At 67.4% G+C, this 25769-nt stretch carries 15 protein-coding genes; 10 read left to right on the top strand and 5 right to left on the bottom strand.

Annotated elements, in window-relative coordinates; all coding sequences use genetic code 11:
* Positions 1 to 40: 40 nt before the first annotated feature.
* Together DC347_RS02180 and DC347_RS02175 are read right to left on the bottom strand one after the other, a co-directional pair.
* Positions 41 to 1471, bottom strand: coding sequence for an FAD-dependent oxidoreductase (locus DC347_RS02180; protein WP_109044417.1), 1431 nt, complete (start codon positions 1469 to 1471; stop codon positions 41 to 43).
* Positions 1472 to 1540: 69 nt separating this feature from the next.
* Positions 1541 to 2536 carry a DNA topoisomerase IB gene (locus DC347_RS02175; protein WP_018760554.1) on the bottom strand — a complete coding sequence of 332 codons (996 nt, stop codon included), beginning with the start codon at positions 2534 to 2536 and terminating at the stop codon, positions 1541 to 1543.
* Positions 2537 to 2640: 104 nt separating this feature from the next.
* On the opposite strand from DC347_RS02175, the gene rarD reads away from it, so the two are divergent.
* Positions 2641 to 3666 carry an EamA family transporter RarD gene (gene rarD / locus DC347_RS02170; RefSeq protein ID WP_109044310.1) on the top strand — a complete coding sequence of 342 codons (1026 nt, stop codon included), beginning with the start codon at positions 2641 to 2643 and terminating at the stop codon, positions 3664 to 3666.
* 81 nt (positions 3667 to 3747) lie between these two features.
* Here the strand turns inward: rarD and gabT are convergent, their stop codons facing one another.
* Positions 3748 to 5118: a 4-aminobutyrate--2-oxoglutarate transaminase gene (gene gabT, locus DC347_RS02165; protein WP_018760556.1), complete on the bottom strand. Its 1371-nt coding sequence runs from the start codon at positions 5116 to 5118 to the stop codon at positions 3748 to 3750.
* A 74-nt stretch (positions 5119 to 5192) separates the two neighbouring features.
* A complete protein-coding gene (locus tag DC347_RS02160; RefSeq protein WP_109044309.1) occupies positions 5193 to 6623 on the bottom strand; it encodes an aminobutyraldehyde dehydrogenase in 1431 nt (476 codons plus the stop codon).
* Between the two features lie 168 nt (positions 6624 to 6791).
* Here DC347_RS02160 and DC347_RS02155 point away from each other — a divergent pair, with 168 nt between their 5' ends.
* The 7 genes from DC347_RS02155 to DC347_RS02125 all read left to right on the top strand — a co-directional run bounded on the left by DC347_RS02155 (position 6792) and on the right by DC347_RS02125 (position 22051).
* On the top strand, positions 6792 to 8228 hold the full coding sequence (locus DC347_RS02155; protein ID WP_018760558.1) for a PucR family transcriptional regulator: 1437 nt from the start codon (positions 6792 to 6794) through the stop codon (positions 8226 to 8228).
* A 127-nt stretch (positions 8229 to 8355) separates the two neighbouring features.
* A complete protein-coding gene (locus tag DC347_RS02150) occupies positions 8356 to 8646 on the top strand; it encodes a hypothetical protein (RefSeq protein ID WP_133247067.1) in 291 nt (96 codons plus the stop codon).
* A gap of 114 nt (positions 8647 to 8760) precedes the next feature.
* A complete protein-coding gene (locus DC347_RS02145; protein WP_109044307.1) occupies positions 8761 to 19257 on the top strand; it encodes a non-ribosomal peptide synthetase in 10497 nt (3498 codons plus the stop codon).
* 64 nt (positions 19258 to 19321) lie between these two features.
* Positions 19322 to 19534 (top strand): MbtH family protein, encoded by a 213-nt coding sequence (locus DC347_RS02140; protein WP_109044306.1) that lies wholly within the window; start codon positions 19322 to 19324, stop codon positions 19532 to 19534.
* Positions 19531 to 20508 carry an ATP-binding cassette domain-containing protein gene (locus tag DC347_RS02135; protein WP_206073871.1) on the top strand — a complete coding sequence of 326 codons (978 nt, stop codon included), beginning with the start codon at positions 19531 to 19533 and terminating at the stop codon, positions 20506 to 20508. Before DC347_RS02140 ends, DC347_RS02135 begins: the two co-directional genes overlap by 4 nt.
* Positions 20505 to 21305 carry an ABC transporter permease gene (locus DC347_RS02130; RefSeq protein WP_109044304.1) on the top strand — a complete coding sequence of 267 codons (801 nt, stop codon included), beginning with the start codon at positions 20505 to 20507 and terminating at the stop codon, positions 21303 to 21305. Before DC347_RS02135 ends, DC347_RS02130 begins: the two co-directional genes overlap by 4 nt.
* On the top strand, positions 21302 to 22051 hold the full coding sequence (locus DC347_RS02125) for a 4'-phosphopantetheinyl transferase superfamily protein (RefSeq protein ID WP_109044303.1): 750 nt from the start codon (positions 21302 to 21304) through the stop codon (positions 22049 to 22051). The genes DC347_RS02130 and DC347_RS02125 overlap by 4 nt, the downstream gene beginning before the upstream one ends.
* A gap of 21 nt (positions 22052 to 22072) precedes the next feature.
* Here DC347_RS02125 and DC347_RS02120 read toward each other — a convergent pair whose 3' ends face one another.
* Entirely contained in the window at positions 22073 to 23677 is a 1605-nt protein-coding gene (locus tag DC347_RS02120) for a CYTH and CHAD domain-containing protein (RefSeq protein WP_109044302.1), read from the bottom strand.
* Positions 23678 to 23812: 135 nt separating this feature from the next.
* Here DC347_RS02120 and DC347_RS02115 point away from each other — a divergent pair, with 135 nt between their 5' ends.
* Both DC347_RS02115 and DC347_RS02110 read left to right on the top strand, forming a co-directional pair.
* A complete protein-coding gene (locus DC347_RS02115; RefSeq protein ID WP_109044301.1) occupies positions 23813 to 25078 on the top strand; it encodes a CynX/NimT family MFS transporter in 1266 nt (421 codons plus the stop codon).
* 4 nt (positions 25079 to 25082) lie between these two features.
* Positions 25083 to 25763, top strand: a complete 681-nt coding sequence (locus tag DC347_RS02110; protein WP_026264320.1) for a FadR/GntR family transcriptional regulator — start codon at positions 25083 to 25085, stop codon at positions 25761 to 25763.
* The last annotated feature ends 6 nt before the right edge of the window (positions 25764 to 25769 follow it).

Below are 25769 nucleotides of genomic sequence, written 5' to 3'. Positions count from 1 at the left end.
CAGGGGTGTGGCGGCTATTCTAACCCCGCCGGCCGGAGGCTCAGCCGCGGGAGATGCGGATCATTTCCTCGCGCGGGACCACCTTGATGCGTTCGCGCACCACGTGGTCCAGCCCTTCGGGGCCGGTCCAGGCAGCGCCGAGGCCGGCCTCGTGGGCGTCGAGCTTGTTCCAGCCCTCCCACGTGGTGTATTCGACGCCGCGCTCCTCCAGGAGGTCGATAATGGCCTGCGGATCCGGGTTGCGGGCCGCCGGGAGGTTCAACCGGTCCTCCAGCAGGAACCCGATGGTCTCCAGGGCATCGCCCTTGGTGTGCCCGATCAGGCCGACGGGGCCGCGCTTGATCCAGCCGGTGGTGTAGATTCCGGGGACCGGCTTGCCCTCGGCGTCCAGGACACGGCCGCCCTCGTTCGGAATGACTCCGCGCTTGGCGTCATACTCCAATTCGTCAAGCGCTGAGCCGTGGTAGCCGATGGCGCGGTATACGGCCTGGACGGGGTATTCGACATACTCCCCCGTGCCCTTGGCGTTTCCGGTCCCGTCCAGCTGCATCCGCTCGAACTTGATGCCGCCCACCTTGCCCGTGCCGTCGTCGAGCACTTCAACCGGGCTGTGCAGGAAGTGCAGGTGCAGCCTGCGGGAGGACGGGTTCTCGGCTTCGGCGTGCTCTTCCACCAGCCAGTTGGTAAGGGTGTTCACCATGGTCTTGATCTGGTTGTTGCTGCGGATGGCCTCGTCCGAGGCGTCGTCGAATTCGAAATCCTCCGGGTAGAGCACGATGTCGACGTCGTCCATGTGGCTGAGCTCCCGCAACTCCAGCGGGGTGAACTTGACCTGGGCGGGCCCGCGGCGGCCGAAGACGTGGACATCAGTAACGGGAGATGCCTTCAGGCCCTGGTAGACGTTGTCCGGGATTTCGGTACTGAGCAGTTCTTCCGGGTGCTTGACCAGCATGCGGGCCACGTCCAGGGCCACATTGCCGTTGCCGATGACCGCGATCTCCTTGGCGTCCAGGGGCCATTCGCGCGGAACGTCCGGATGCCCGTCGTACCAGGACACGAAGTCCGCTCCGCCAAAGGAACCACGGAGGTTGATACCCGGGATGTCCAGGTCCGCGTCCTTGACCGCGCCGGTGGAAAAGATCACGGCGTCGTAGAAAGCGCGGAAATCGTGCAGGGTGAGGTCGCGGCCGTAGGTCACGTTGCCCAGGAACCGGATGTCGCCGCGGTCCAGGACCTTGTGCAGGGCGTTGACGATGCCTTTGATCCGGGGATGGTCCGGGGCCACGCCATACCGGATCAGCCCGTACGGTGCCGGGTAAGCCTCGAAGAGGTCGATGCTGACCTGGAAGTCGCCGTCCTTGACGCCGCTGGACTTGGTGAGGATGTCCGCAGCATAGACTCCTGCCGGTCCCGCGCCGATGATGGCGACGCGGAGCGGACGGTTGGCGGCGGATTCGCTGTGATTGGTCACCGGGAGCCCTTCTGAACTGGTCCTGCTCATGATTCATGCGCTGCATGGTGCAACGCACAAGGCCCCATTCTAGTTGGCGGCCAGGGGCACCACCTGGCCTTCCCGGTACAGGAGTGCCCGGAGTTCGGCTTCGGCGGAGTCCAGCCGCTTCGGATCTATGGTTTCGCCGTCATGGTAGTGGTCCACCACGCGGGGGTCCACGTAGCTCTTGCGGGCGATCGAGGGGGTGTTTCCCAGGGTCTCCGCGGCCTCCACCATGGCCCGGCTGATGGCGCGCTTCCGCTTGGCGGCCGTGCGCAGGGCGCCGGTGCGTGCCAGGCTGGCCGCTGCGGCAGCCGTTCCCCGCAAGGTCCGGAAGTCCTTGGCCGTGAAGTCGGACCCGGTCCGCTCCTTGACGTAGGCGTTGATGTCCGCGCTGGTCACGGGCCGCCAGGTGCGGCCCTCCTTGTAGGCGAGGAGCCGCGCGTTGGACCCGCGCCGCTTAAGCAGGCGCAAAAGGTCGGCGAGGTCGGGATCGCGGATTTCCGATTCCCAGTCCTTGCCGCTCTTGGCCGGAAAGCTCAGCAGGATCCTGTCTTTGCGCACCCGGACGTGGGCACACAGCAGCGTGGCCAGGCCGCGGCTGCCGTTTTCGTTGGTGTAGCGCTCGGAGCCGACCCGCAGGGATCCGCTGTCAAGCATCCGGAAGGCTGCCGCCAGGACGCGTTCACGGCTGAAACCCTCGCTTCGCAGGTCCATGGTGACCCGGCGCCGGGCCACGGGCAGCGATTCGGCCAGCTGCAGGGACCGGTCGAACTTCACCCGGTCCTTCCGCTCGCGCCACTCAGGATGGTAGATGTACTGGCGCCGCCCCACTGCGTCCAGGCCGGTGGCCTGGATGTGGCCGTTCTCGAACGGGGCGATCCAGACGTCGGTCCACGCAGGGGGAATGCCGATGCTTTCCAGCCGGTCCCGCACGGGTCCGGGCGGCAGGGTGGAACCGTCAAGGTCCCGGTAACTGAAGCCTGTTCCTGCAGCCACCCTGCGGTAGCCGCGGCCGGAGGCGTTGCTGCGCCGGAGTCTCATCGGGCGCCGGATGGCCGGTTAGCGGATGTCATAAAAGAAAGCCTACTGATTGTTTTGCGGTTTGCCCGTGTTCGGGGTGGAATACCTGTCCCGGGACTGCTGTTATGGACATCGTGCCCATTCCAGAACGAACGTCCCACGCCGCCCCACTCACCACGTCCCCGGCCCCAGGGCAGAAGCCCGCGGCCACCACGGGCCCCAAGGCCGTTGCAAAGGACACGACGGCGGGCATGCTCTTCGGCATCGGCGCGTACGTTTTGTGGGGGCTGCTCCCCCTGTACTTCTTCATCCTCATGCCAGCCGGCGCCGTCGAAATCGTGGCCAACCGCGTGCTGTGGTCGCTGTTGTTCTGCGCCCTCCTGATCACGGTGACCCGGACCTGGAGCGTGCTTGCGGCCGCGGTGAGGGATCGGCGGGTGTTCGCTCCGCTCGCGTTGGCGGCGTTCCTGATCGCGATCAACTGGTTGACCTACACCTACGGCGTGACCACCGGGCAGGCAGTGGAAACCTCGCTGGGCTACTTCATCAACCCGCTCGTTTCCGTTTTGCTGGGCGTGTTCGTGCTAAAGGAACGCCTCCGGCCGCTCCAGTGGGCCGCCGTCGGCGTCGGCTTCATCGCCGTGGGCGTGCTGACCTACTCGTACGGAAAACTTCCCTGGATCGCCCTGACACTGGCATTCAGCTTCGGACTGTACGGGTTCGTCAAGAACCGGGTGGGCTCCAGGGTGGACGCCATTACCAGCCTCAGCGTGGAAACCATGGTCCTGGCCCCGCTGGCCGCTGTGGCGATGGTTGTCCTGGCCGCCGGCGGCACCGCCACGCTGACCACGCAGGGGGCGGGGCACTTCTGGCTGCTGCTGGCCTCCGGCGTCATCACCGCGGTTCCGCTGCTCTTCTTCGGCGCCTCCGCCCGGCGGCTGCCGATGACCACCATCGGCTTGCTGCAATACTTCGCGCCGGTGCTGCAGTTCCTGGTGGCCCTGCTGGTCTTCCGGGAGGCCATGACCGTGGAGCGTTGGATCGGGTTTGGAGTGGTGTGGCTGGCCCTGCTGCTGCTCACGGTGGACATGCTGCGGACGGCACGCCGGAACTCGCTGGTCCGAAGGGCCGCGCTCCGCGCCGCAGCCTGAAAAGGCTGCCCGGGCACAAAGAAGGTGGGCTCCCCAATGGGGAGCCCACCTTCTTTGCGTTGCCGGAGGGAGTCGTTCCGGTTAGGCGTTGGCCTTGATCGCCGCGGCCAGGACATCCAGCCCGTCGTTGAGCAGCTCGTCGGTGATGACCAGCGGGGGCAGCAGGCGGATGACGTTTCCGTAGGTGCCACAGGTGAGGATGATGACGCCTTCCTTGAGGCAGGCGGCGGCCACGGCCTTGGTCAGCTCTGGGTTGGGTTCCGTGGAACCGGCCTGGACGAGCTCGACGGCGAGCATGGCACCGCGGCCACGGACGTCGCCGATGACGGCGGTTCCGGCAGCAGCCAGGTCGGACTGCAGGTCGCGGAGCCGGCCCAGTGCGAGTTCCTCGATGTGGCGGGCACGGCCGTTGAGGTCGTATTCCTCCATGGACCCGATGGACGCCAGCGCCGCGGCGCACGCCACGGGGTTGCCGCCGTAGGTGCCGCCCAGGCCGCCGGGGTGGACGGCGTCGAGGAGGTCGGCGCGGCCGGTGATCGCGGACAGCGGCATGCCGCCGGCGATGCCCTTGGCCATGGTGATGATGTCCGGGACGACGCCCTCGTGATTCACGGCGAACCATTCACCGGTGCGGCAGAAACCGGACTGGACCTCGTCCGCGATGAAGACGATGCCCTTGTCCTTGGCCCAGGCGGCCAGCGCCGGCAGGAAGCCTTCGGCCGGGACGATGAAGCCGCCCTCGCCCTGGATGGGTTCGATGATGATCGCGGCAACCTGGTCCCCGCCGATCTGCTTTTCGATCATGGTGATGGCGCGCTTGGCGGCCTCGGCACCGGTGATGGAGGGGTTCTCCTCGCGGTACGGGTAGCTCATGGGCATCCGGTAGACCTCAGGGGCGAACGGGCCGAAGTTGGTCTTGTACGGCATGGCCTTGGCGGTCAGCGCCATGGTCAGGTTGGTGCGGCCGTGGTAGGCGTGGTCGAAGGCGACGACGGCGTCCCGCCCGGTTGCCAGGCGGGCCACCTTGACGGCGTTCTCCACGGCCTCGGCGCCGGAGTTGAAGAGGACGGTGCGCTTTTCGTGGTCACCCGGGGTGAGGCGGTTCAGCTGCTCGGCGACCGCGACGTAGCCTTCGTACGGGGTGACCATGAAGCAGGTGTGGGTGAAGTGCTCCACCGCTTCCTTGACGGCACCGACGACGGCGGGGTCGGAGGCACCCACGCTGGTCACGGCGATGCCAGAGCCGAGGTCGATGAAGGAGTTGCCGTCGACGTCATGGATGATGCCGCCGTCGGCGTCTGCAACGTAGACCGGGACGCTGGAGGCGACGCCGGCAGCCACCACGGACTTGCGGCGCTCGGTCAATGCCACGGACTTGGGGCCCGGGAAGTCGGCCTGGACGTTGCGCTTCTGCTCGAGCCGGTAGGTGATGTCTGATGCGGTGGTGGTCATTGGGGTTCTTTCTGTGCTGGTGGTTGGGCTTGCCGAAACCGCGGTTTTCGGAGAGCCCAACCCGCGGAAACTGGTCAGGCGTCGAGGGCGGACATGACGTGCTTGATGCGGGTGTAGTCCTCCACGCCGTACATGGAGAGGTCCTTGCCGTAGCCGGACTGCTTGAAGCCGCCGTGGGGCATTTCGGCGGTGAGCAGGATGTGGGTGTTGATCCAAACGGCACCGAAGTCCAGGTCCCGGCTCAGCCGCATGGCGGTACCGTGGTTGGTGGTCCAGACGCTGGAGGCCAGGGCGTATTCGACGTCGTTGGCCAGTTCCACGGCTTCGGCTTCGGTGCTGAATTTCTGCACGGTAATGACCGGGCCGAAGGTTTCCTTCTGCACTACGTCGTCGGTCTGCTTGGCGCCGGTGATGATGGTTGGTTCGAAGAAGAAGCCCTTCTCCCCCGCCCGGTGGCCGCCGGTTTCGATCCGGCAGTTCTCCGGCAGGTTCTCCACCACAGAGGTGACCGCGTTGAAGTGGTTGATGTTGTTCAGCGGGCCGAAGTAGTTGTCCTCGTCGTTCTGCGAGCCCGTGTGCAGGGTCTTGGTGTGCTCCACCATGGCTGCCACGACGTCGTCGTGCACTGACTCCTCCACGAGCACCCTGGTGATGGCGGTGCAGTCCTGGCCGGCGTTGAAGAAGGCAAACTCGGCGATGGCCGCGGCGCTCTTCTTGATGTCCGCGTCCTTGAACACGATGGCCGGAGCCTTCCCGCCCAGCTCCAGGTGCGCGCGCTTGAGCCCCTTGGCGGCACCAGAGGCGACGGCAATGCCGGCGCGCACGGAGCCGGTGATGGACACCAGGCCGGGGACCTTGTGCTCCACCATCATGGCCCCGGTTTCGCCGGTGCCCAGGACAACGTTTAGGACGCCGGCCGGGAAGATCTCTCCGGCGAGGCGGGCCAGCACCAGGGTGGACTCCGGCGTGGTGTCTGAGGGCTTGAGGACCACGGTGTTGCCGGCGGCCAGGGCGGGGCCGATCTTCCAGATGGCCATCAGGAACGGGTAGTTCCACGGCGCCACCTGGGCCACCACGCCGATGGGTTCGCGGCGGACATAGGAGGTGTGGCCCTCGAAGTACTCGCCGGCGGATTTGCCTTCCAGGATGCGGGCGGCACCGGCGAAGAAGCGGAGCTGGTCTGCGCCGGCGGCGATTTCCTCGGAGGCGATCAGGGAGCGCACCTGGCCGGTGTTGCGGTGCTGTGCCTCGACGAGTTCGTCGCTGTTGGCCTCGATGGCGTCGGCGAGCTTGAGCAGCATCAGCTGGCGCTGGCCGGGGGTGACGTGCTTCCAGGTCCGGAATGCGTCCTTCGCGGCAGCCATCGCGGCGTCGACGTCGGCCTGCACGGAAACGGGGGCGTGTGCCACCACTTCGCCGTTGGCGGGGTTGACCACATCCAGCAGGGCGGTGCCGGCCGGCGTGACGAACGTGCCGTTGATGAAGTTTTGCAAGGTCTGGACCACGGTGTGCAACCTCTTTCGTAGGAGCCATCGGCGCCCGGGCGGAGGCCGGGACGGATGGATGGAACTGCATTGAGCCTATGCCAGGGCCCCACCGCGGTGAATAGCCACCTGCACACCCTTACGGAATAGGTTTAGTGCGGTTGCCCAGCTCACGTTTATCCTTGCTTCATGGCCATTTCCCTTGCTGCCCTGGTGGGCGTGACGTCCCTGAAGCTGTCCAAGGCGGGCGTGGCGGAGACTACCTGGAACCAGGACATCAACTGGGTGGCCGTCACCGAGCTTGAGGATCCCCAGCGGTTCCTCAACGGCGGGGAGCTGGTCCTCACCACCGGCCTGCGGCTGCGGTCCGCCCCCGAACAGCGACGTTTTGTCCGCCAGGTGCAGCGGGCCGGCGCCGTGGGCATCGGATTCGGGGTGGGCCTGACGCACGAGGCAGTGCCGCCGGCCTTGCTGGCGGAGGCGAACCGGTGGGGCCTCCCTGTGGTGGAGGTGCCGTACGAGACTCCGTTCATCGCCATTACCAAGCTGGTGGCGGACGCCCAGTCGGCAGACCACTACGCCAAGCTTGAGCGGCTGATCGCCGGACACCAGGTGCTGGCCCGGGCACTTTTGACCGGCGGGGGCCTGGCCGAGTTGTTGAAGAATTTGGGCGGCATGCTGCGCACGGATGTTGCCCTGACCCAGTTCGCCGCGCAGCTGTACAACAGCAGCACGTCCAGTCCGTCCGCGGATGCCTGGTCCAGCTACCCCGTCCCCACCGGGCGGAGGGATGCCTGCACGCTGTGGGTCCGACAGCCGTTCGAGGACACAGGCATCATCGGGTATGCGCAGAACCTGATCAGCGTGGAGCTGAACAACATGGTCAAGCAGCGCCAGGCCCAGCGGGCGCTCTGCGGCCAGGTGCTGGAGGACGTGATCCATGGCGCGCTGGAGACCAGCGAGGCGCAGCGCCGCCTGGCCGGCGTGGGCGTGAACAGCACCCGCAAGAACGTGGTGCTGCTGGCGGTGTCCGCCGCCCATGGCAAGGCCCTGGGAAGCACCTCGGTGCCGCTGGACCTCGAAAAGGCCGTTGCCGCCGTGGTGGGCAAGGACCTGGTGCTGGTGGTCAATGACGACGGCGGGGCGGCGCCGGCGCTGGCACGGAAGCTGAGCGACCACCTCGCCGAGGCCGGGATCCACGCCACGATCGGCATCGGCGGGGCGTACACCAAGCCGAACGGCTTGCGCTGGAGCTACTTCGAGGCCCGCGATGCCGCCAGCCATGGCCTGCCTGTGAACGAGCCGGAGCGGCTGAGCCTGACGTCGCTGCTATTGGCCAGCGAGGACGTGCCGCTGGCGGACATGGCGCATGAGTCGCTGAACCCCTTGCGCGCCTTCGATGCCGCGCACGGCTCGGAGCTGATGACCACGCTGGAGAGCTACCTGAACAACAATGGCTCGGTGGCGGCGGTGGCGGAAGAGCTCACGCTGCACCGCAACACGGTCCGGTACCGGCTGGCCCAGATCACCGAGCTGACCGGCTACGACCCCGCCGTCACCGCGGACCGGGTGCAGCTGTGGCTGGCCCTGGCTGTGGCCCGGTTGTCGGCCCGGCAGGGCAAGTAGGCACCTGCCGGCCAGGTTCGACGACGGCGCACGTGGCCGCCCGCCCATCCGGATATCCATTGGGTCCGAATATTCCTTGACACCAGCACGAGTGTGGAATCTGTTTGCTACCTAACTGGAGATGATCGTGAACAAGACCTCTAAGACCCTGACCCAAACCGCTACCGCCGCCCTTGTGGCCCTCGGTTGCCTGGCCATCAGCAGTTTGCCTGCGCAGGCTGCAGCGGGCCCGGGAGCCAGTGCAGTTGCCGACGAAATCGGAGTGGGGAACGGTTCAACCGTTCTTGACGGTTTGCTGGGCGGATCGATCCTCGGCGGCGGGGTTCTTAGCGGCGGCGTCATCGACGGCCCCCTCATCAACGGCCCCCTGGTGGAGGTGGGCGACGTAGGGCCCTTCCAGTTCGGCCAGTTCCAGTAATCCTTCCGGCTTGACCGTCCGCGCGCCGGGGCCCAACGCCCCGGCGCGCGGCTCTTCGCCATGCCCCGATGTGCCAGCCAGCGGCCCCAGATCGCCTGAATCCCGAGAAGGAATATGTCCCACGATTCCCTGAACTCCCCTGCCCGCAATTCCGCTCCGCGATTGGAACTGACCGCGGCCCAGCGAGGCATCTGGTATGCGCAGAAGCTGGCCCCGGAGAATCCAATGTTCCAGATCGGACAGTTTGTCGAGATCCTTGGCCCGCTGGACCATGACGTCCTTGCGGCCGCGATCAGGCATACAGTCGAGGGCACCCCGGCCCTCACCATGGAATTTGCGGAAGACTCCGAGGGTCCGTTCCAGACGCCCCGCACCCCGCGGGCAGCCCTTGACGTCACCGATCTGGCCGACGCCGCCGATCCGGAAGCCCAGGCACGGGCGCTCATGGATGCTGATCTACGGATTGCCCGGAATCCGGCAACAGACCAGCTCCTCCACACGGAGCTCATCCGGCTCGCGCCCGAACGGCACTTCTTCTACCAGCGGGTGCACCATCTCCTCCTGGACGGCTACTCTGCCGTCCTGGTTCTTCGCCAGGTTGCCGACCTTTACAACCGCCTGTGGGCGGATGACGGCAGGCAGGCGGATGGCGGCCCCGACCTGGGACGGTTCCAGGAACTTTTGGCGGAAGAGGCCGGTTATCCGGAGTCAGCAGCGGCCACTGCCGACCGCACCTTTTGGGACACGGCCCTCGACGGCGCACCGGCAGCCAGCGGACTGGCCGGACGTCCCGACGGAAGTGCGGGCTCACTGGTCCGCGCATCCATGGGGCTTCCCGCCGGCGCGGCCGCCGCCCTGGAGGAAGCCCAGGCCAGCGCGCCCGCCCTGGTGCTGACGGCCGCAGCACTGTACCTGCACCGGATCACCGGTGAACGCAACGTCTCGGTGGCGCTGCCAGTCACCGCACGGCGGGGCCATCTTGCCAAATCAACGCCGTCCATGCTGTCCAACATCGTCCCCATTCGGCTCACGGTCAACCCGGCGGCTACAGTCGCAGACACCGTCGCCGCCGTGGGACGCAGCCTGCGCGGCGCCCTGGTGCACCAACGCTTCCGCTATGAGGACCTGGCCGCCGGAGGCGGATACCTGGGCCCGTCGGTCAACATCCTGCCGGTCCTGGACGATATAAGCTTCGGTGCAGCCAAAGGCACCATGAACATCCTCTCAACGGGGCCGGTGGACGATCTCTCCATCGTGGTCCACGGCCTCGGCGCGGGGGCCGGCGATCAGCTGCCCACGATCCAGTTCGAAGCAAATGCAGGCATGTACACGCAGGAGGTGCTGGCCGGCCACCTGGACCGGTTCGTGCGCCTACTGGCACAGGTTGCCACACCCTCCGGCGCCCTCCTTGCTGACCTGGAGGTCACTACCCCTGCCGAAGAGCAGCAGCTGTTGGCAGCCGGCGAAGCGGAACCCCGGGCGTTGCCCGGCCACACCATCGTGGAGGAATTCCAGCTGAGCGCTGCTGCCCGGCCACATCACACGGCCATCGTGGCATCTGACGGTAGCCTGACCTTCGCAGAACTTGAGAACCGCTCCAACCAGTTGGCGCGGTTCCTTACCGGCCACGGCGCCGGACCCGGCACCACAGTTGCGGTACGGCTGGACCGCGGGCTGCTCCTGCCGGTGGCGCTCCTTGCCGTACTCAAATGCGGCGCAGCCTACCTTCCACTCGATCCCGATTACCCGGCGGACCGGGTGGAAGGCATGATCGAGGATGCCGCACCGGTCCGGATCATCACCTCAACCGCCTTCACAGCAGCGGAGTCAGATGCTGGCAATGCCAAGGACGCCCGGCACGCAGAACTCACAACGCCTGTTCCGGTCACGGTCCTGGATTCACCCCTGATGGAGGCCTGCCTTGCAGCGAAAAGCAGCTCAGCCCTGCAGCCAAGGGCCGGGCAGCAGGACCTTGCCTACGTCATCTTCACCTCCGGATCCACGGGCCGTCCCAAGGGCGTGGGAGTGGAACACCTGGCTCTCCTTAATCTGTTCACCTCCCACCGCGACAGCATCTTCCGGCCGGCCGAAACCCGTTTGGGCCGCAGGCTGAAGGTGGCCCACACCGCGGGCCTCTCTTTTGACGCCTCCTGGGACCCGATCCTGTGGCTGGTGGCCGGACACGAGCTCCACTTGGTGGATAATCAGACCCGCCGGGATCCGGAGGCACTGAACGCCTATCTTTCCGGAGCACGCATCGACTCCATCGAGACCACTCCATCATTTGCCAAGGTCCTGGTGGCCGGAGGACTCTTCGACCATGATCCGCACCCGTCGGTGGTGGCCTTGGGTGGCGAGGCCGTGGACGCCGAACTGTGGGATGACCTGGCCGGCCGCGACGGGGTCGTGGCTTACAACCTTTACGGCCCCACCGAGACAACAGTGGATTCCCTTACGGCCGTCATGGAGCCGGGTACGTCCCCTACGCTTGGCGGCTCGGTGGCAAACACCCGCCACTACATCCTGGACTCCGGCCTAAACCCGGTCCCGGACAATGCCGTGGGTGAACTCTATGTGGCCGGCATCAACCTGGCCCGCGGCTACCTGGACCAGCCCGGGCTCAGTTCCGAACGCTTCGTCGCGGACCCCTTCGCGATGGACGGCTCCCGCATGTACCGGACGGGCGACATCGTGCGCCGGCGCGATGACGGAACCCTTGAATTCCGGGGCCGCCTGGACGCCCAGGTCAAAATCCGCGGTTTCCGCATTGAACCTGCCGAAATCGAGCAGGTCCTGCGTGCCCTGCAGGGAGTTGAGCACGCCGCCGTAACCGTGGGTACCAACCGGGCCGGGTACGACCAGCTTCTCGCCTACGTGACGCCTTCTCCCGCCGCCGGCGGAGAGCCTCGGGAGCAGCTTGATACAGCCGCGTTGCGGCGCGAAGCACGGCGTCACCTGCCCGATTACATGGTCCCTGCCGCCATTATGCAGATCCCGTCCCTGCCCTTGACTCCCAACGGCAAACTGGATACCCGGAGCCTTCCCCTTCCGGAGCAGGACACCACCGCCACGGCCCCCCGCAATGATCGGGAACGGATCGTCGCTGACGCCTTCTGCGAGGTCCTTGGCCTTGAAGCCGTGGGGCTGGAGGATGACTTCTTCGACCTTGGGGGGCACTCATTGCTTGCCACCCGGTTGGCGGCGCTTCTTCGCGAGCGCACCGGCACCGCGCCGGCCCTCCGAACCATTTTTGAGAACACCACGGTGGCAGCCCTGGCCGAAACGCTTGAACTGGGCACGGCCACCAGCCGGCCATTGACCGCGGGGCCACGGCCGGAGGCCCTTCCACTGTCTTTTGCCCAGCGCAGGCTGTGGTTCCTGAATCGGCTCGATCCCGGTTCCGGGGCCTATAACATCCCCGTGGTACTGACATTGCGTGGGCCCCTGCACGTGGCCGCTCTGGATGCTGCGCTTGGACAGCTCGCCGCGCGGCACGAAACCCTCCGGACGATATTCCCGCTGGTGGATGGCGAGCCAACGCAGCGCATTCTGCCAGCGGCAGAGGGGCGACCCGCGATGGTGGCGGTGCAGTGCTCCGCTGCCGACCTGCCGGCAGCGCTGGCCTCAGAAACCGGCCGGGGATTCTCCCTGGACCGTGAACTTCCCCTGCGTGCGGTCCTCTTCCAGTTGGCACGAGACCACCATGTCGTGGCCATCACTCTCCACCACATCGCGGCTGACGGCTGGTCCCTGGCACCACTGGCCCGGGACCTGTCTGCCGGATACAACGCCTTCGCAGCAGGCCGGGAAGTCACCCTGCCTGCGTTGCCTGTGCAGTACGCCGACTACACGCTCTGGCAGCGTGCGGAGCTCGGCAGCGAATCAGACCCCGACAGCGCCATCTCGCGGCAACTGGAGTTCTGGTCCCGCGAACTCCGCGGCCTGCCTGATGAGCTGGTCCTGCCGTTCGACTACCCACGGGGCACCCGGGACGACGCTGCCCTACCAGCCGGCGGCCCGGCGTCGTCCGTGCCCGTAGCCATCCGCCCGGAAACCGCCGGGCAGCTCAACGCCCTGGCACGGGAGCATAACGCCAGCCTTTTCATGGTGCTGCAGGCCACGCTGGCCGCGCTCCTGACCAAATCCGGTGCCGGCGATGATATTCCGCTGGGCACCCCTGTGGCCGGCCGGACTGATACCCAACTGGACAACCTGGTGGGCTTCTTCGTCAACACCCTGGTCCTTCGCACCAATACCTCGGGCAACCCCACGGCCGGTGACCTGGTGGACAGCGTCCGGTACACCAACCTGCATGCCTATGCGAACCAGGATGCGCCGTTCGAGCGCGTGGTGGAGGAGCTCCGTCCTGCCCGTTCCCAGCACCGGCATCCGTTGTTCCAGGTCATGTTGACCTTGCAGAACACCGCCACTGCCGAGCTCGGCATGGACGGCCTGGACGCCACCGCAGACCAGACGCAGGAGGCCGGCGGAGCAAAGTTCGACCTGCTCCTGGACCTGGCCGAACAGTCCGGCGGCATCACCGGCAGCTTGTCCTTCAATCCGGCACTGTTCCGGCATGGCACCGCCGAGAAACTTGCTGAGGGCTTCCTGGCCGTTGTGGAACAGTTCGCCGCCGATCCCGGCGTCACGCTGGACCGGCTGCGCATCCAGTCCGTCGAACAGCATGCCGTGGCCCTTGCCCGGAGTTCCGTCCCCTTCACTGAACTCCCTGAAGAGACCGTGGTGGATGCCTTCCTGGCCACGGCAGCGGGGAAGCCGCTCGCATCCGCCGTGGTGGACTCCGGAGGACGTGCTGCCGGCCTTGACTTCGGCAGCCTGCGGCAGCGCGTGGAGGCTGCGGCCAAGGGTTTGATCGCATTGGGGGTCCAACCGGGAGACAGCGTTGCCGTTGCACTGCCCCGGACCGTTGATGTGGCCACTGCCGCCCTGGCAGTCCTCGCCGCCGGCGCCGTGTACATCCCCGTGGACCTGTCCTACCCTGCAGAGCGGATCGCGATGATCCTCGACGACGGCGCGCCCGCCCTCGTGGTTGGCACGCCGGGGGCATTCGGTCCGGACGGTCACGGTTCCGCGCCCCGCACGGTCACCTTGGACATGCTGCGGGCAGCCGGCACCGGAATCACGGATGCTGCGCTGGCAGGGCGGCATCCGGTTCCCGCCGACCCCGCATACGTTTTGTTCACTTCCGGCTCCACCGGCCGGCCCAAGGGCGTGTCCGTGTCGCACGGTGCCCTCGCCAACCTGTATTCGCATCACTTCCGGACGTTGTACCGCCCGCGTTTCGAAGCCGCCCACGGCGCACCGGTGGCAGTGGCACATATCGCCGGGCTGGGCTTCGACGCGGCTTGGGACCCGATGCTCTGGCTGGTGGCCGGAGCGGAATTGCATATGGTCTCCGATGCCGTCCGCACGGACGCCGAGGCCCTGGCGGCCTACTGCCGCGAACACACCATCGATGTCCTTGAAACAACGCCCTCCTACGCCGCCCAGCTCCTTCAGGTGGGGCTGTTGCCCAATCCCGGAGCGAACGCGGAGCCTTCAGCGCGGCCGCCGCTGCTCCTTTTGCTGGGCGGTGAAGCGGTGCCTCCCGCACTCTGGAACAGCCTGGCCGCGATGCCTGGCGTGGACGCATACAACTTCTATGGTCCTACCGAATTCACCGTGGACTCAGTGACTGCACCCATCCGGGGCACCCGGCCCGCCATCGGTACCGGAATCGCCAACACCGCAACACTGGTGCTGGACCAACACCTCGCCCTGGTCCCGGCAGGTATTCCGGGCGAGCTCTACCTGGCGGGCGCCGGCATGGCCCAGGGCTATCACCGGCGCTCCGCCGAGACCGCCTCACGGTTCGTGGCCAACCCATATGCTGCCGATGGCACCCGCATGTACCGCACGGGAGACATCGTGCGCCGTACCGAAGCGGGGTCCCTTGAGTTCATTGCGCGCAACGACGACCAGGTGAAGGTCCGCGGATTCCGGATCGAACCCGGAGACATTGAATCAGCACTGACGGCACATCCCTCGGTGGACCTTGCCGTGGTCCTTCCCGACGGCCAACCCGCACACCGCCTGGTGGCCTACTACACCGGTACTGCCACCCCGGAGGAGGTACTTGGGCAGGCCGCGGAACGGCTTCCCGATTACATGGTCCCCGCCATCGTCATGCCCATTCCCGAGCTCCCGCTCACAACGCACGGCAAGCTGGACCGCAAAGCGCTGCCCGCCCCGGCGGTCACGGGGACAGGCAGGGGCGATGCACCGCGGACTCCCGATGAGCTCACCATGGCGGCAATCTTCTCGGCTGTCCTCTCAGTAGACAACGTTGCCATGGGAGATGACTTCTTTGCCCTCGGCGGCCATTCGCTGCTGGCCATCGACATCATGGGCAGGATTCGCAAAGCGTTCGGCACCGACCTGCCGCTTCGCACTCTCTTCGACGCTCCCACCCCAGCCGGACTGTTGGCTGCAGCCAGGCCCGCAGCCTCCGGCCAGCAGGACGACAAGACTGCTTCAGCCGACGGGCCCGCAGTATCCTCCGCCGCTCCGCTGGGTGACTGGCTGGCCGGCCCCGGCGCTGTCCGCCCGGACCAGTTGGAACTGTCCCACGCACAGTCCCGGATGTGGTTCCTCAACCAGCTGGACCCGGGCGCCGCGGATTACAACATTTCCCTGGCCGTGGGGCTGAAGGGCGCCCTCAACGAGTCCGCCCTTGCCAAGGCCGTGGAAGCCCTCTTCCACCGCCACGAGGTCCTTCGGACCATCTACCCGGAAATCAACGGTGTGCCCGAGCAACGGATCCTGCCGGCCGGATCTGATGCCACCGCCACAATGGGCCTGCTGCTGGCCACGGCCGTTTCCCAGGAGGACGCCACGGCGCAGCTGACCGTCCAGGCGGGCCGCGGCTTCGATGTCCGTACCGACCTTCCGCTGCGGGCCTGCCTTATCCGGGTGGCGTCCCCAGGCGAGGAAACACACTGGGTGCTGCATCTGGTGCTGCACCACATCGCTGCCGATGGCGCCTCGCTGGCACCGCTGGCCCAGGACCTTTCCGCGGCATATACAGCCGTCCTGGACGCCGAACGCGATGGCAACGGGACTTCTCCGGAACCGGCTCCGCTGCCCCTGCAGTATGCGGATTTCAGCACGTGGCAGCGGCAGCAGTTGGCCGGCCCCGCCCTGGCCGCCAAGCTGGATCACTGGCGCCACGCCCTGGCCGGCATACCCGCGGAACTGACGCTCCCCGCCGACCACCGCCGCCCCCGGGCCCCGCGCCAGCCGGGACGCCAGGTGGGCTTCCAGGTGCCGGCTGAAAGTGTCACGGCGCTCACAAGCGTGGCGTCGTCGTCGAACGCCAGCCTCTTCATGGCGCTGCACGCATCCCTGGCCGCCTACCTGCACCGGGCCGGCGCCGGCGAGGACCTGGTCATCGGCTCGCCCACTGCGGGCCGCCCGGATCCGCTGCTTGCTCCGCTGGTGGGCTTTTTCGTGAACACCCTGCCGCTGCGGGTCAGCACCGGGGGCAGTCCGGACCTGCGCACGCTGCTGACCCGCTCCCGGGCCAGCATCCTGGACGCCTTCGACCATGACGATGTGCCGTTCGAACGGCTGGTGGAGGCCATGGCACCCGAGCGGGAACTGGGCCGGCACCCGTTGTTCCAGACCATGCTCACCGTGGACAGCGAAGCACCGGCAGTGCCACAGCTGCCCGGGGTGGACGTGGCACCCGCGCCCGAAGCCGGTTCCGGCGAGGCCAAGTTCGACCTGTCGTTCACGTTCCGGCCGGCCACGGACGGCGCACTGTCCGGAACGCTGGACTACAACGCTGCCATGTTCGAACCTGAAACCGCCCAACGGCTGGTGGCAGGATTCTGCCGCCTGCTGGACCTCGCAGCCGCTTCCCCCGATGTTCCCGTGCAGGAACTGCCGCTCCTCGACGGTGCCACGGCCCAGTCCCTTGTGGCCGCGACGGCCGGAGCGCGCTCCTCCTCGCCGGAGATGCCCGTTGACCAGGACATCCTGGCCGCCTTCGCGGCGACCGTCCGCACCACACCGGATGCGGTGGCAGTCGTGGCCGGTGGCGCATCGTTGAGTTTCGCAGACCTGGCAGCGTCAGCAGAACGCGTTGCCGGCGGACTCACCGCCACCGGGGCGGAGGGCGACGTGGTATCGGTCATGCTGCCACGGTCCGCCGCCACCGTTCAGGGCCTGTTGGGCGTGCTGCTGTCAGGACGTGCCTACAACCCGATCGACACCGAGTACCCGGACCATCGGGTGGCCGCCATCCTTGAGGACGCACGCCCGGCAGTGGTGCTGACCACGGCCACCGAGCAGCCCCGGCTCGCGGACATCCTCTCCGCGCTGGACGTCCAGCCCAAAGTCCTCCTGGTTGAGGACTTGCTGAAGCTCGACGCCCCGGCGCCGCTGTACGGTGCGGATTCCCGCGGCCTGGCGTCCGTGATGTTCACCTCCGGCTCCACAGGCCGCCCCAAGGGGGTGGAGGTCAGCCACGGCGCCCTGGCGGCGTTGTTGGATTCCCACCGGGAATCCTTGTTGGCCGGTATCAGCCGCAGGAGGGTGGCCCACACCACCGGCGTGGGCTTCGATGCATCGTGGGACCCCATTCTCTGGATGGTGTCCGGGCACGAACTGCATATGCTGGACGACGGCCTTCGCCGGGATGCACCGCGGCTCGCCGCGTACTTCGTGAACCACGGCATTGGCGCCTGGGAGACCACACCGGGCTACCTGCGCCAGCTCCTGGACCAAGCGGAATTTTCCGGCTTCCTGGCCGAGCATCCCGGTGGACCGGATGCCTTCAGCCTTGCGTTGGGCGGCGAGGCGTTCGACGCCGACCTGTGGGCTTCCGTGTCCGACTTGACCGGCGTACGGGCCTGGAACCTTTATGGCCCCACCGAAGCCGCTGTTGACACTGTGGTGGCTTCGGTGGCCAACAGCTCAACGCCTGAGCTGGGCCGGCCAACCCCCGGCACCCGGCTCTACGTCCTGGATGACCGGCTGCAGCACGCCCTTCCCGGTGCGGCCGGTGAGCTCTACATCGGCGGCGCCCAGTTGGCCCGCGGCTACAGGGGACGTCCGGACCTCACAGCCGAACGTTTCGTCCCCGACCCCTTCCGAGGAGGCGGTGAGCGGATGTACCGTACCGGCGACATGGTCTACCGGAGCGGAGATGGCCGGCTGGTGTTTGCCGGGCGGAACGACGGCCAGTTGAAGATCCGCGGTTTCAGGGTGGAGCCCGGCGAAGTGGAAAGCGCCATGCGGACCGCTGAGGGCGTCGGGGTCGCAGTCGTCCGGGCGGTGGGCAATGACGCAGGCACCCGTTTGGTGGGTTACGTGGTCCCCGTCGATGAGCCCGCACATGATCTGGCGGACGCGGTACGGGAGCACGTCAGGGCCATCCTGCCGGACTACATGGTGCCGTCCGCCGTGATGGTGATTCCGGAAGTTCCGCTGACGCCGCACGGCAAGGTGGACACGGCAGCCCTCCCGGATCCCGCCACTGCCACACGCGCCGGCGGCAAGGTCCCCCGGACACCGCAGGAGAAAGCCGTGGCACGGATTTTCGCCGACGTCCTGTCTCTGGACCGGGCTGGTATCGATGAGTCGTTCTTCGAACTCGGCGGCCACTCCTTCCTGGCGCAGCCGCTGATCGCCAGGATCAACGCCGCGCTGGGGACGGACCTGCAGGTCCAGTCGCTCTTCCGGGCCCCCACCGTTGAACGGCTGCTGAAGGAAGCGGCGCAGGGCAGCATCACCAGTACCGCAGAGAGCCTCAAGCAGGTGCTGCCGCTGCGCACGGCCGGATCCAAGCATCCGTTGTTTGCCGTGCATCCGGCCTCCGGCATCAGCTGGGGCTTCGCCTCGATGCTGGGCACGCTCGATCCGGAACGCCCGCTCATCGCGCTGCAAATGCCAGGGATGGAGCCGGGGCGGACCCATCCGGTGAATGCCGGCAGCCTGACCGAACTGGCAGATGACTACATCCAGCAGATCCGCTCCGTCCAGCCCGAGGGTCCCTACCACCTGCTGGGCTGGTCGTTCGGGGGCTACCTGGCCCACCGGCTGGCTACAAGGCTGCAGGAAACTGGCCACGAGGTGGCTTTCCTTGCGATCCTGGATGCCTTCCCGGGCAACCAGGAGCACAACGGCATGCCTGGCCAGGGGCCGGGGCTGTGGGCCAACTACCTGGAAGCCCAGGGCTACGACCTCACCGGGGAAGACCTTTCTGCAGTGGACCTGGACCGCGCGCAGGAGATCCTGCGCGCCAACCACAACCCGCTGGGGACGGTCCCGCCCGACTCGGTGGCCGCAATGGCAGCCAATTTCCCGCCTTTGGCCCGCCTCATCCGGGAAGAGCAGCCCCAGACATTTGCAGGGGATCTGCTGTTCTTCCGTGCCACCGAACAGGTCCCGGAGGGTACTCCAGGCAGCGAGTCGTGGGCCCGGTACGTCACGGGCACCATCACCGATGTTCCCGTTCCGGAGCGCCACTCGGAGCTCCTTAGTGACCGGGCTCTCAGCACGATCATGCCCGCCCTGGCCATCCGGTTGGCCACCGGCAGCGAATAACAAGTGATGCTCCGGTGCTCCCGGGAGCCCTTCTCCTACCCGCCAAAAGACAGGAAAGGTCACCATGACGAACCCGTTCGATGACAAGTCCGCAACCTTCTCCGTACTCGTCAACGATTACCAGCAGCATTCGCTGTGGCCTGAATTCGCAGCCGTACCGGACGGCTGGGTCACCATGTTCGGCCCGGACAGCCGCGAGGCGTGCCTCGACTACGTGTCGCGGACATGGACAGACATGGCACCGCGCAAAGTCGCTGAGCTCGCCGCATCGCAGTGATCCGGATAGAGAACGTCGGCAAGAGCTTTGGAGGCTTCAGAGCCCTGGACGGCCTTTCGCTGCACGCCGGCGAGGGGACCGTCCTAGGCCTGCTGGGACCCAACGGGTCCGGCAAGACCACAACCGTCAAGATTCTCACCACCCTCCTGTCTCCGGACTCCGGCGAAGCCCGGGTGGCGGGCTATTCGGTCCGTACGGCACCGGACATGGTGCGGCGAAACCTCGGGCTCTCCGGACAGTACGCCGCTGTGGACGAGAAACTTACCGCGTTTGAAAACCTGCACATGGTAGGCCGGCTGTACGGCATGAACCGCCGCACCGCCTCAGCGCGGGCCAAGGAACTGTTGTCCAATTTCCGGCTGACCGACGTTGCCCACAAGAGATCCGGAACGTTCTCAGGCGGAATGCGCCGCAGGCTGGATCTCGCGGGCGCCATCGTGGCCAGGCCAAAGGTGGTGGTCCTGGACGAACCCACTACCGGTCTTGACCCTCGGGGCCGCCTGGACACCTGGGACGTTGTGTCCCGGATGGTGTCGGAGGGAACCACCGTGCTGCTCACCACGCAGTACCTTGAGGAGGCCGACAGGCTGGCGGACAACATCGCGGTTATCAACCACGGCAAGGTCATCGCCGAGGGAACGGCCACGGAACTGAAGCAAAGAGCGGGGAGTGAGCGGATCCGCGTGGTCATGCGGCATGCTGCCGACCTGACGGCCGCGGCCACCGTGCTGGACAACGCCGCCGGCCAAGGGGTTCGGCCGGAACTGGACCCGCAGGACCACAGCGTGTCCATTGCCGCCCCCGACGGCCACCGGACCCTGGTCCGCGTCCTCTCGGACCTTGACGCCCGCGCCCTGCCCGTGGAGGAGGCTTCGCTCCGGCGCCCGAGCCTGGACGATGTCTTCCTGACACTGACAGGGCACACCACCGGTCCGTCGTCGCCAGAACCCGAAAAGGAGGCGGTCTCAGCATGAGCACCCTCACTGCAGCAGCCAGGGACAGCTCCGTCATTGCCCGCCGGAATTTGCTCAATGTCCTGCGTACACCTGGGGCATTGGTCACGGGCCTGGTGCAGCCCGTGATGTTCGTTCTCCTGCTGGGCTTCGTGTTTGGCGGCACCTTGGGCGGCGACCAATACCGAAGCTTCCTCATTGGCGGGATCCTTGCGCAGACTCTGACCTTCAACGCCTCCTTTACGGCCGTGTACCTGGCCAAGGACCTGCAGCTGGGACTCATCGACCGGTTCCGCTCACTGCCCATGTCCCGCGGAGCCGTGATCCTGGGGCGCACCACGTCGGACCTGGCTACCAGCATCCTCTCCATAGCAGCCACCATGCTTTGCGGGGTGGCCATTGGCTGGCGGATCACCGGTGGGGCGGGCCAGGCTTTAGCTGCCTTGGCCCTGCTCCTGCTGTTCGCCTTCGCCGTCTCCTGGATCGGCGCGGTGATCGCCTTGACGGCCCGGAGTGTGGAGGTCGCCCAAAGCCTCGGCCTCGTGTGGCTCTTCCCGGTCACCTTCATCTCCGGGGCGTTCGTGTCCGTGGCTTCCCTACCGCAGCCGCTCCGGACCATTGCCGAGTGGAACCCGGTCACGTCGGTGGCTACTGCCGCGCGGGAATTGTTTGGAAACGCTGCCCCTGCGGGGTTTGCCGCCCCCGGCGGTTGGCCGGCGGACAACGCGATGCTGTATTCGGTGCTGTGCAGCCTCGGCATCATCGCCGTCTTCGCGCCGTTGGCCATTTCCCAATACCGGCGCATCAGCAGGCGGTGAGCGGCCCGCATATCCACCGGGCCGGGACGGTGTTCGCTATTGCCCGTTCCAGTGAACTTGAGGAGATCTGCGAACCCACCGGAGGGTTCGGCGCCTATATCTCCGCAGCGGAGGCCGAGTCAGCCCTTCGTTTCACCCGTGCCGGTGACCGCTTGGACTACCTGGCGTCGCACGCGCTCTTCCGGTTGCTCGCCGCGAACCGGCTGGGCCGCCACCCGGGCGACGCCCCAAACATTGAGGTGACCCGCCGGTGCCCCGGGTGCGGAAGTACCGGGCACGGTAAACCGGCAGTGGCGGGAGTCAGCCTCAGCCTGTCACGAAGCCACGGCGCCGTCATGGCTGCCGCGGGGCCCGATGCAGCCGGCGTTGGAGCGGATATCGAAAAATTCCCCGACATCCTGTTCGACGGCTTCGATGAGTACGCGGCGTCCCCTGCCGAGCGCAGCGAACTGCAGCCTGGAGACGTTCCGGCCCGCATCCGGCTGTGGGTGGCCAAGGAAACCGTCCTCAAAGCTGCCGGCCTGGGCTTGGCGGTTGCCCCGTCCACAGTTCACCTGGCACCCGTATGGAGTCTCGATGCCGGTTCCTTCCTGCGCGCCGAGAGCCCGGGGCATCCAGAGGTGCACGGCATGGGAACAGTCCCGGTGGCTGCTCCTCCCGGCTATGCAGCGGCCGTCTCGGTGTCCGCGAACCAGTCACCAACGCGTCTGCCACTGGCCCGCCTGCTGCATACGGCTTCGGCGTAACGCCACCCGGCACGTGACGCGTCAGATGATGCCGCGGCGGAAAAGGTCTCGGGATTTCTTCCGGGCCTTCAGATATTTGGCGTGTGCGGCGAGCATGATCGCATCCTGCTGGCTGAGCAGCTCGGTGTAGACGTCCGCGGTGGGCGGGTCACTGCCGTCACCGGCAAGGGCCGTCAGCAGTTCCCTGGCCACCACGGCGTCCTGGAAGCTGCCCAGGATCTTTTGCTGCCGGCGGGCGGCCTTGGCCACCTTGGCGGCGCGCTTGCCGCGGACCAGGGCGGCTGATTCCGCCACGTAGCGCAGCCGCTTGGCGTCTTTGCGTACGCGGTGCAGGGCAAGTTCCTGGTCCGTGCCGCGGCGGGCGCGCGTGGCAGCCTTGTGCGAGCGCTTCAACTTCCTGGCGCCCTTGTCCACGGCTTTCGCTGCCGCCTTGCGGCCGGAGGTGACGGCGTCGGCGCGCACCGGCGGGTTGTCGCGGAAATCCTCGAGGTTGTCCAGGAGCCGGAAGTAGCGGGCCGAGCCGAGCGCTTCCTGCAGGAGGCGGTAGGCGGCGTCGAAATTTTCACCTGTCCGGTGGTCAACCGCTGCCGTGGCGGCCGCGAGGCCCTCCCCCGGCGGAAGGTCGGCCAGCTGGCTGCGGAGCTGCGCGCGCAGGACTTCGGCGTCGCGCGGTTCGCCGAGCAGCCGGCCCAGCCACTTCAGCTCGCCCCGCAGCCGGCGCACCGGCGATGCCCTGTACAGCTTGCCGTACGCTGCCAGGACCGATCTGATGCGGCGGGCCGAGGAGCGCATGGTGTGCACCGCTTCCGGCTCCTCCAACCGGACGGCGGCGTCGATGGCGAGGATCTCGTCGATCTGCGACGCCACAAAGACGGTGACGACGGCGGCTGCCGGGGCGCGCTTGCCTGCCAGCAGGGCGGGGCTGCTTCCGGCGTCACTGCCGTTTGCATCGTCGTCGGGGGCGGCACCGTTGGAGCGTTTCGGGGCTGACTTGCCGGCGCCCAGGGCGCGCGCCAGCTTTGAGGCGTGACCGGCCGGCCGGGCGCCGGCGGCGGTCAGGAGTTCTTCCACCGGCCCGAAGAGGGCGGGCCCGCCGTGGACCAGTTCCACCTCCCACTCGCGCCACTGCCCGTGCGCGCTGGTTCCCTTGTCCCGGCCGGCCAGCCGCTCGGCGGTGACGTGGTCGTCGGCGAGGTCGGCGAGGTGCACGCCGTCGTCACCATACAGGGGGTAGGTGGTGCGGCGGGTTTCCAGCCGGACCACCGGCACCGGAACGGATCCCCGCAGGTAGGCGTGAAGGTGGGCCAGGAGGCTGTCCGGCACGGCGTCGGGACGGCCAAGGGGCGCGTGCAGCTCCGTCCGCGGCGCGGGACCTTCAGCGGTGGCGGCGGCGGTGGGCGGGAGCTTCAGGTGCCACCCTGCGTCGGTGCCGCCGGTGCGGCGCCGCAGGGTGATCCGGCGGGCCGCCAGGTCGTGGGCGGGGGTGTCGAAGTACACCGCTTCGAGGAGGTCGGTGTGGGGTTTCCCGGTCCGGGCCACCCCGGCGGCTTGTTCCAGCGCCGGCACCGCGGCGTCGTCGTCGACGTCGTACTTCTTCTCGATCTCAAGTCCCCGCGAAGCCTCCACAGCCGTCCTTCCGCACCGCCCGGTCCATGCCAGGCCCTCCGACAGTCCGTTCGCAGTCTATGCCAGCCCCGGCATCGGCGAGAGGTTGCCCACAATATCGCAAACATCAAACGTCTAACCTTTAGGGTGGATGGTATGTCCGCCACTCCCCCCGCGTCCGCGCCGGCAGCAACCGCAACCATCCCGGCCGGCACCGCCGGCGCGGTGCCCGCCAAGCCGCGCTCCGCCGTCGTCTTCGGCGTGATTGCCCTGGTGCTCATCGGGCTGAACCTCCGTGCCGGGATCACCGGCGCCTCGGCCCTGCTGCACGACCTTCAAGCCGTCCTGGGCTACGGGGCACTGGTGGCGGCCATCATCCCGTCCATTCCCACCCTGTGCTTCGCGGTGGCGGGCGCCGCAACTTCCTGGCTCAGCGGCAAGCTGGGCGTGGAGAAGGCCATCCTGCTGTCGCTGGCGCTGCTGGCCGGCGGGCTGCTGCTGCGCGGCGTCCCGGCAACCGGCATGCTGGTGGCCGGCAGCGTGGTGGGCATGTCCGGGCTGGCCATCTGCAATGTGGCCATGCCGTCCTTCATCCGCGAGCACTTCGCCTCCCGGACGTCGCTCATGACCGCCGTTTACACGGTGACAATGACTACCGGCGGCACCCTGACTTCGGTCCTGGTGGTTCCACTGGCACAGGCCCTCGGGTCGCCATCCGCCGCGGTGGGGGCGGTGGGCATCGCGGCCGTGGCGGCATTCCTGGGTTTCCTGCCCGTGGCGCTGCACGCCCACCGCCACACCGTCCGGAGCACCGCAGCCCACATCTCGCCCTGGCCGCTCCTGCGGACCGGGAAAGGCCGGCTCCTCACCGCGATCTTCACCCTCCAGGCACTCCTGGCCTACGCGCTGCTGAGCTGGCTGCCGTACATGCTCACCACCATGGGAATGAGCGCTTCGGACAGCGGACTGATGTTCGGGCTGATGCAGCTCGTGTCCGTCCCGGCGGGCATGGTGCTGATTGCCATCGGATCCCGCCCGCGCATGCTCCGCCCGGCCTTTTACCTGGTGAGCGTCACCATGGCGGCCGGGATCGCGGCGCTGTTGGTGCTTCCTGTGGGACTGGCGGCCATTCCGGCCGTCCTGATCGGTTTCGGCCTGGGCATTTTCCCCCTGGTGATGGTGATGATCAGCCGCAGCGGGTCCAGCACCGCCGAAACCACGGCACTGTCCACCCTGGCCCAGTCCTCGGGGTACCTGCTGGCGACGGCAGGTCCCTTCGGCATGGGCCTGCTGCACAGCGCCACCGGCGGCTGGACCCTGCCGCTGGTGCTGCTGCTGGCACTGGCACTGGTCCAAATCGTGGTGGCCCACCTGATCACGGGGCGCCCGATGTCCGGAACCCGCCCTGCGGAAAGGAAGTAGCACCTTGTCTTTGAGCCCGTCCGTCCGCCAGCCGCTGGCCGCCGAAGTTACCGCCAAGCTGCGGGAGATGGTCCACTCCGGCGAATGGGCGTTGAATCAGCGTATTCCGCCCGAGCCCGAACTCATGGCGCGGCTGGGGGTTTCCCGCGGGACCCTGCGCGAGGCGGTGAAGGCCCTGGCCCACGGGGGCATGCTGGAGGTCCGCCGCGGTGACGGAACCTACGTGCGGGCCACGAATGAGATGTCCGGTGCCGCGCGGCGGCTCTACCAGGACCATACCGAGCAGCACATCCTCGAGGTCCGGCTGGGGTTGGACACCCAGGCTGCCCGGCTCGCCGCGCGCAATGCCACGGACGACGACGTCACGGCCCTGCGCGCCTTCCTCGCCGCCCGGGACCAGGCCTGGAAGATCGGCGACATCGAGGCGTGGGCCGACGCAGACTGGCAGTTCCACCAGGGAGTGGCCCAGGCCTCCGGCAACCCGCTGCTGCATGAGCTGTACGCCAGCTTCGGGACGGCATTCCACCAGGACCTGCTCACGCAACAGCGTCGGCCCGGCTTCAATGGGCTCCCGCGGGACGGCCACGAAACACTGCTGGACGCCATTGAACGGCGGCACGAGGACGACGCCGTCGCCACCGTGAACCGGAACCTGAACTCCTGCGCGGAGTGGCTGGCGGAGTAAATCTCC

Source organism: Pseudarthrobacter sp. AG30, assembly GCF_003116525.1.
Taxonomy (GTDB): domain Bacteria; phylum Actinomycetota; class Actinomycetes; order Actinomycetales; family Micrococcaceae; genus Arthrobacter.
This window is presented reverse-complemented; position numbering and strand designations above follow the sequence as displayed.